Origin of the sequence: Chrysosporum bergii ANA360D (assembly GCF_029891735.1) — a bacterium.
GTDB lineage: Bacteria > Cyanobacteriota > Cyanobacteriia > Cyanobacteriales > Nostocaceae > Umezakia > Umezakia bergii.
The window spans coordinates 26969-35061 of the sequence record NZ_JANQDH010000056.1 but is presented as its reverse complement, the minus strand read 5'-3'; the positions used below and the strand labels follow the sequence as shown (position 1 = coordinate 35061).

Here is an 8093-nt window from a genome sequence, read left to right as displayed (position 1 = left end):
GCTAACTTAGGTATGGAAGTAATGCACGAGCGCAACGCTCACAACTTCCCCTTAGACTTGGCTGCTGGTGAAGTTGCTCCTGTTGCTTTAACCGCACCTGCAATCAACGGCTAATTTTCCAGCTTAGTTGAATAGAAAAAGACCCCCAAAAATGGGGGTCTTTTTTTACTGGAAATTACTTGTTAGGTTGAGGAGTCATCCGCAAATAAGGTTTAATTTCTTGGTAACCCTTGGGGAATTTCTCTTTAAGAACTTCTGGATCTTTTAAGGATGGAACAATTACACAGTCGTCTCCATCTTTCCAGTCAGCCGGGGTGGCTACGCTGTAATTATCAGTTAATTGTAGAGAGTCAATTACTCGCAATAATTCATCAAAGTTGCGTCCTGTACTCGGAGGATAGGTAAAGGAAAGACGCAGTTTTTTGTTAGGGTCAATGACGAAAACAGAACGCACTGTGATGTTAGCAGCTGCGTTAGGGTGAATCATATCATAAAGGTCGGAAACCTTTTTATCTGCATCTGCAAGAATGGGATAGTTGAGGGTGGTGTTTTGAGTTTCTTCGATATCTCCTACCCAACCTTGATGAGAGTCAACATCATCAACACTCAGCGCGATCGCCTTAACATTACGCTGATCAAATTCTGGCTTCAGTTTAGCAACTGTGCCTAGTTCTGTTGTACAAACAGGCGTAAAGTCAGCAGGGTGAGAAAACAGCACTACCCAGCTGTCACCCGCCCATTCATAAAAATTGATATCCCCGTGCGTAGAGGCTTGTGTAAAGTTGGGTACTGTATCACCAAGACGGAGAGCCATGCGAGATTCCCTGTAATTTAGAAAAGCTAATGTATTTCACCTTGCCATCATGACATAAAACCCGGTTTCCCTATGGAGTTTTAGCAGTTTGTAATAAAATTTTAAATTTCAAGTTATAGAGAAAAGTCAATTCATTAAAAGTTGTAAATCTTAACATTTACTGTGGCAGAAGATGCAGCAGACCCTGTTACCTGTAAATTAAATAATTTCTTGGTAGGCTTGGATTATTTGACGAGCGATCGCCCCCCAGCTAAAATGTTGTAAAGCATATTTTTGGGCATTTAACCCCCGTTGCCGACATTCTTGGGGATTTTGCAAAGCTGCTGTAATTAACTCCACAACAGCCTCCACAGTTGTTTCACCCACCCATCCTGAGTTACTATCACGTACCTGTTGCCAAATATGCACTTGGTCAGAAATAACCACTGGTACACCAGCCACCATTGCTTCAGCTACAGCAATGCCAAAATTCTCATAATAGGAAGGTAAAACAAATAAATCAGCAGCTTGTAGTAGACTAGCTTTTAACTCTCCACTGACAAAGCCTGTAATAGTAGTGTGCGATCGCAGTGGTGAATTAGCAAGGTCAGATTTAATTTTTTGCTCATAATCTGGGTCTTGAGAATTTGTCCCAGCCAACACAAAGTGAAAATCACAGCCAGACTCTAAAAGTGTTTCTAAAGCCGGAATCAACAAATCTAAACCTTTTTTTTGATCAATTCGGGACATAAACAGCAGCAAGGGGGTATCTTGGGGTATTCCCCATTGACTACGCACTAGAGACCCCCCATCTACCACCGCTTGAGGGGGGACCACACCCAAGGGAATCACTAAATCTCGCGTCACCACCCCAAAGCGTTGTGATATTTTAGCTTCTTGATAACTAGTAAAATGAATTGCTGCTGCACCGGCTAAATTACCACGTTCAATCAGTTGCACATAAAGCTGTTTTAACTGCTTTTTCTTGCGTAAATCAGCCGGGTCAAGAGTTCCCAAAGGACGCAAAATGTAAGGTAATTTTTGCTGACCACATAGCCAAGCAGCAGCACTACTTACAGGAGAAAATAAAGCATGAATATGCGCCAAATCAAACTCATAGGCGTGAACCTTCAACCATTTTAGTAAATCCAGAGAAAACTTATAGCGGCGAAATGGGGCGCAACGAAAATAAATCACCTCATAACCGTCTTTTTTTACTGGAACATTTAAAGGAACATCCAGGGGTTTTTGTCCACTATCACCATTACTATCAGTGGTGATGATAGTAACTTTTACGTTTTCCTGTGCTAAAGCCGAAGCCAGCCCCATAACCATTTGGCTAGGACCACCATAAACCAGAGAAATTGAAGGAATAATTTGTAAAACTCTCATAATTTTGCGTTTAATTTGGCGGGTATTTACTTAATTATTTACTCATCAGTTGCTGATAAAAATCAAACTGCTGCTGTGCTAAAGCCTGATTTGTATATCTCTCCATTACCTTTTGATAACCTTTTTCACCAAGACTTACAGCAATATTTGGTTTTGTGATCAGTTGAACTAAACAATTAGCCAAAGCTGTAATATTACCCTCTGTAAACACCAAACCAGCATCACCAATCACATGGGGAATTTCTCCCGAATCAGAACCAATTACCGGAACTTTGCAAGCCATAGCTTCAATGAGTACATGACCAAATTGTTCTTTCCACCCCGCAGCGGTCAAGGTTTTAAAATTATAACTAGTTTCTGAAGGTAACACCAATGTACTCATTATATTGATATAATTAGCAACTTGATTATGAGGGACACTTTCCACAAAAATAACCCGTTCTTGAATATTATTTTCTGTCGCAGTTTTGATTAATTCTGGTTGTAATTCTCCCCTTCCTAATAGTAATAACTTCCAAGGTTGGTTTAATATAGTTAACAAGGCCTGTACAAGAGTTAATAAACCCTTCTCCCGGACAAAACGTCCCACAAAACCCACCACAAAATCCTCCGATGTAATCCCCAAATCCCTCGCCAATTCTGGTTGTGGTTGGGGAGTGAATAGCCCTACATCAACACCCAGTTGAGGCATAACTTTAATTAACCCTTGATATCCTCTTTGTCTTATCAATTCTGCCCCATCTTGATTACCAGTAATGATACCGTGACTATGGTGAAGATTATATTTCTCTAATAAAGCCACTGGAAATTTCAATTCATAAGGCAAATTCCACCAGGTAAAAAATATATTTTTTGCCTTAAGTCCCAATAGCTGATTGAGAACAATCATCTGAGTGTATGCAAGTCCTCTAGAACCTTGTTCCACTTGGATAATTTGCGGGCGAAATTCTCTTAATAAAGAAATTAAGTCAAAACCAAAAGTCAAAAGACCTTGGTGATTTTGACTAAAATTAGAAACAGGCAGAATTTTAAAATTACCTTCATCCCGGTATTCAGTAGTAATAACTTGATTTTGTACACCACCAGGTTTCCAGGTTTTGGGGACAATAACTCTAACCTCAATTTCTGTGTTTAACTGAGCTAAAGCCCGTAATTTTTCACAATTCAGGTCTACAATATAAGAATGACTAGCTACTAAGATTCTCATATAGGACTCCTATTTAATTTTTGAACAAAACTCCGTAAACTGTTATTCATGTTTTCCTGTTCCCTAATAAGATTGATTTTCTTTGTGACTATAAGTTTGACCATCATTCCAGATAGACTGAATCACAGTACCCAAAGCTTGGAAAAAACCCAAAGTGTAGAAAACAGCACGAGTGGCAATTTTAACTGGTGAACCACTTTTGTTACAGGGCGGGTTTCCCAGAACGTGACAGTCAAATAAAGCAGCGAATAGGCGTAAGGCTTGCATAAGATTGAGATTTTTTAACCCCATTAAAAAATGATTGTGATAAAAGGTGAGTTGATACTTAAGCGATCGCATACTAATATCATGACAACCCCCAGTTTCTTCGCCCAAATGTATCAAATAAGCCTCTGGGTCATACCAAATTTTATATCCCGTTTGTCGTATTCGCAAACAAAAGTCTGATTCTTCCCGCACTGCACTACCGCGAAATCTCTCATCAAAGTTCAATTTGTATTGAGTAAAAATTTCCCGGCGAAAAGACATATTGCAACCCCTAGCCGTGATCACTTGCTGAGGTTTGACGGTGTGGACTAAATCAATGTGATACCAAGCAATTCCAGGGTCCATAGCTTGGGGGGGTAAATATTCAATTTCCAACTCCCCACCGGAATCACTTAATTTACCTCTATCCAACACCCGGCCAGCAACAGCCCCTATTTCCGGATTTTGCAGATAATTTTTAGCGTGGGCTGCTAAAAACTGAGGCGTGATTTTTACATCATCATCAATAAATAAAATTATTTCACCTTTTGCTTGCCGCACACCATAATTACGCGCTCCTGGTAAACTCGCCCAGTCTAGCCGAAACCATTGAATTTTATCTGCTGCTGAAATTTCTTCTAAGTAAGCTTGAATTTCTGGTTTATGTGTTGCAGATTGGTCTACCACCAAAACCTCAAACTTGGGATAATCCTGATTTAAAACATCAACAATACTATCCCGCAATGTTTCTTCTCTCCCATAGGTGGGGATAATCACTGAAATCACAGGCCAATCATTCATTTGTTTTGGTATTTTTCTTGCAGATTATCGTTTAATTGTGGCAAATTTCTTCTTTTTTGTTTCAAGGGTCTGATAATTTTGTTTTTCTTGTTTATCTACAACTGGTAATTTAAACAGTATTCCCGCAGAAAACCAATAGTATACAGCCACCGGATCAACATCTAAAGGATAATAGTAAGTGTTATAGCTAATGAAAAGTATAAATACAAACAAGCTAGCTGCGTAAATGCGTAAATTAGGGTTTTTGATAGCCCGGTAAGTTTTAAAAGCAGTAATAGTCAAAGTTGTTACCAAAGCTAAAAATGCCAATAATCCCACAATGCCTACCTCCCATAGCACCTTCGGGTAATATGTTTCTACTAGCTTGGTTCTACCCAGTGCGCGGGCTGAGTTAGTCGCCCTCCCCAAACCACTACCAATGGGGCTGGATACATTCTTCCAATTTTCCTCAAACTGCTGAACAATAAACTCCTGGGGAGGGGAAGCTTCCACCCGACTTACAAAACTATTTATTCGTTCTTGCACAATTGCCGGGTTTGTAATCATAGCAATTCCTAGAATTACGGCTAATCCCACTCCCATGGGGATAAAACGTTTCAAGTTACGAATTTGACCAGTGATAAATAATAACAGTACAAAGCAAGTGGGAACTAAAGCTAAAGCAATTCTTTGTCCTGAAATAACTGCATTGATAAAAACCGTTGCTAAAGAACCTAAACCCAGTAGCCGCCAAATAATGGCCGGATCACTAAAACCTGTAGCAAAAGCAAAAAAGGTGCTAGAAATCAAAAACCATGCCCATTGCCAAGGAGCTACAAAAGTTCCTGGTAAGCGAATTACTCCCTGACTAGGACTATAGAGGAGAGAACCCCCAAAATAACAGCGGGCTTCTAGTGTAGCTTTAAATAAATCAGACCCAGAAGCGTTTCTCGTACCTTCACATATCCCAGTTAATAGTAGTATGTATTGAATAATTCCCAAAGTACAGCATATGAGTATGATGGTAACTTGTAAGCGGGATAAAAATAGAAAGTCCTTTTTATGGCGAATTAAATAGTAAGCACAGGTAATTAAAGGTAAATACCCCAAAAATACTTTTAGTCCCAGAATACCCATAGCTAGGGGTATTTCATTGGGTGCTTTTTCCAGGAATCCCACAGTGGGAGGGTTGAACTGTTGACCACCATTGATAAATATCAGTGTAAGCAGGCAACAACCCAACAAAATAAATAGGGGAGTTTTAATAGCTGTGGGAACTAAAAAAGGTAGCCTTTGCTGACGGCAACTTTGCCAAAGTGCAATTAAAACTGGAATATAAAAAGCATCTTTAGCTAGTTGTAGAACAGGACTGTTACCAATGTAATAAGTAATAGTACCACCAAATGGCACATAAATCAGAAAAGCAAATAAAGCAATGCGGGAATATTTGTAGGAAAAAGACATAATTAAAATTGCCAAAATGCCAGGAATTGCCAACTTAATCCCAGCTACTAAAAAAAGGAGAATACCAAAAAACAAGCTGGTAAAGCCAGCAGCAGTAAGCAGTTTAGTAAATTCTTTACGCCCCTGCGCTGCTTTACGCTTCTGGGCTAACCGTTCTTGGAGAGTAAGGGTGGAAACTTCTTTTTTTACCTGCTTTTTTGATTTTTTAGATTTGTGATATTTTGACTTTAATTTTGGCATAGCAAAAGTTGATAACCACAAGAAATTTTATCTTATAGTTTACAAATAAATCGTCATCACCATAAGCTGCATAAAACCAAGGTAATACGGTAGGTGAACCAGATACCCGCACTAGATATAACTAAAAAATTACAGCTTTTGCATATGAACAACTTAATAATATGCAAAAGCTGTGAGCAAAAAAGTACTATTAGTAGAGGTTTAGACTACCAAATGTTGCTGCACTTGAGAGACTAACTCATTTGTCCAATGGTTAGCTAATTCAGTATTAACAGCTTCCACCATGACTCTAATAACTGGTTCAGTACCAGAAGCCCGGACTAAAATTCTGCCAGCATCACCCATGGCAATTTCTGCGGCGGTAATGGCTGCTTGTAAAGGTTGACAATCTTGCCAATTTACCCGGCGATCGCGATCTATCACCCGCACATTCTGCAATAATTGCGGATAAGTCTGAAAACTTTGATCTACCATTTCGCTGAGGGAAACACCAGATTCTTTAACTAAGGCTGCTATATGTAAAGCTGTTAACAAGCCATCACCAGTAATAGCATAATGGCGGCAAAGAATATGACCAGATTGTTCACCGCCTAACATTCCCCCGGTTTTAATCATTTCTGCTTGGACATATTGATCACCCACTGGGGTACGAATTAACTTCCCTCCCTGTTTTTGCCAAGCCCTCTCAAAGCCTAAGTTAGCCATGACAGTGGAAACAATTAAGTTATCTGGCAGTTTTTGCCGTTGTTGTAGATGTTTCCCCCATAAGTAAAGAATATAATCGCCGTCTACTTGCCTACCAGTATGATCTACAGCTAAAACCCGATCAGCATCGCCATCAAAAGCAAAGCCTAAGTCGGCGTTATGTTCTTTAACTGTGGCTTGCAAAGTAGCTAGATGAGTAGAACCGCAGTTAACATTTATGCGATCGCCATCAGCTTGATTATGTAAGCAGATCACCTCCGCCCCCATTTCCGTAAATACCTTTGGCCCTAAATTAACTGCTGCACCCCAAGCCAAATCTAAAACAATTTTCAGTCCTTGAAGATTTACGCTGTTCTGTAAGGATTGTTTTAAAGTTTCGCCATACTCACCCACTAATTCCCCCCGTGAATAATGCCTTCCACAACCATTAACTTTACCTGAAACTGTATTTCCACGTAGTCCCGCTTCAATTTCACTTTGTAATGCTGGAGATAACTTAGCACCGTTGCCATTAAAAATCTTAATCCCGTTGTCTTCTGGGGGGTTATGACTGGCAGAAATCATTACTCCACCAATGGCTTCAGTAATGCTGGTGAGATAAGCAACAGTGGGAGTGGGACATAACCCCAAGTACCAAACTTCTACTCCAGCTGCTGTTAACCCAGCACTCAAAGCCATTGCTAGCATATCGCTGGAATTACGGGAATCTTGGCCCAGGATGACTGGCCCTGTGTGATTACTATGATTTTGCAAAACCAGACCTGTCCAAAAACCCACCTGTAATGCTAAGGGAGCATTCAGTAATTCTCCCACTTGTCCCCGAATACCATCTGTACCGAATAAGGGAGTACTCGGTAGTGATACCAAGTTAAGGGCAAAATTCCCATCCAAACTTTTTCCTGATTTGTGAGATTCGGAATTAGAAATAGGTTTTATAGATGTCACCATAGGTTCAAACTCCCCACACCATGACGAAAAATATTACTTTGTAGGTTAATTCAGCCATTTTCACTGAGATAACTGTTTATATGTAATATATACTTGTTTTTGTGTTGCAAATCAGCTTAGTTATTTTATTTAAGTAATTTTACTTAAATGTTTTATGAGAATTTATTTCACCAGTATTGTTTCTGGGGACGGTTGAATCACAGAGGAAATTCAAACTAGTTAAAGAATTTTAATATAAATTCTCATCAAATAGTTTTAATGTAACGTTTTGGAGGCATTTGTTAGCCATTGGTAAAATCGTCAGTTTAGCAGTTAACC

At 39.5% G+C, this 8093-nt stretch carries 6 protein-coding genes and 1 pseudogene; 1 reads left to right on the top strand and 6 read right to left on the bottom strand.

The window, feature by feature from the left end; translation table 11 throughout:
- A pseudogene (locus NWP17_RS09015) lies at nucleotides 1-114 on the top strand (photosystem II q(b) protein); the annotation flags it as partial.
- A gap of 61 nt (nucleotides 115-175) precedes the next feature.
- Here the strand turns inward: NWP17_RS09015 and NWP17_RS09010 are convergent.
- The 6 genes from NWP17_RS09010 to glmM form a co-directional block, all read right to left on the bottom strand.
- Complete coding sequence (locus tag NWP17_RS09010) at nucleotides 176-814, bottom strand: peroxiredoxin (protein WP_280654575.1); 639 nt, start codon at nucleotides 812-814, stop codon at nucleotides 176-178.
- Nucleotides 815-1012: 198 nt separating this feature from the next.
- Nucleotides 1013-2185, bottom strand: coding sequence for a hormogonium polysaccharide biosynthesis glycosyltransferase HpsP (gene hpsP, locus NWP17_RS09005; protein ID WP_280654574.1), 1173 nt, complete (start codon nucleotides 2183-2185; stop codon nucleotides 1013-1015).
- A 34-nt stretch (nucleotides 2186-2219) separates the two neighbouring features.
- Nucleotides 2220-3392: a hormogonium polysaccharide biosynthesis glycosyltransferase HpsO gene (gene hpsO, locus NWP17_RS09000; protein ID WP_280654573.1), complete on the bottom strand. Its 1173-nt coding sequence runs from the start codon at nucleotides 3390-3392 to the stop codon at nucleotides 2220-2222.
- Nucleotides 3393-3455: 63 nt separating this feature from the next.
- Nucleotides 3456-4439, bottom strand: coding sequence for a hormogonium polysaccharide biosynthesis glycosyltransferase HpsN (hpsN, locus tag NWP17_RS08995; protein ID WP_280654572.1), 984 nt, complete (start codon nucleotides 4437-4439; stop codon nucleotides 3456-3458).
- A gap of 24 nt (nucleotides 4440-4463) precedes the next feature.
- Nucleotides 4464-6122, bottom strand: a complete 1659-nt coding sequence (gene hpsL, locus NWP17_RS08990) for a hormogonium polysaccharide biosynthesis protein HpsL (RefSeq protein ID WP_280654571.1) — start codon at nucleotides 6120-6122, stop codon at nucleotides 4464-4466.
- A 201-nt stretch (nucleotides 6123-6323) separates the two neighbouring features.
- Nucleotides 6324-7775 carry a phosphoglucosamine mutase gene (gene glmM / locus NWP17_RS08985; protein ID WP_280654570.1) on the bottom strand — a complete coding sequence of 484 codons (1452 nt, stop codon included), beginning with the start codon at nucleotides 7773-7775 and terminating at the stop codon, nucleotides 6324-6326.
- Nucleotides 7776-8093: the final 318 nt, after the last annotated feature.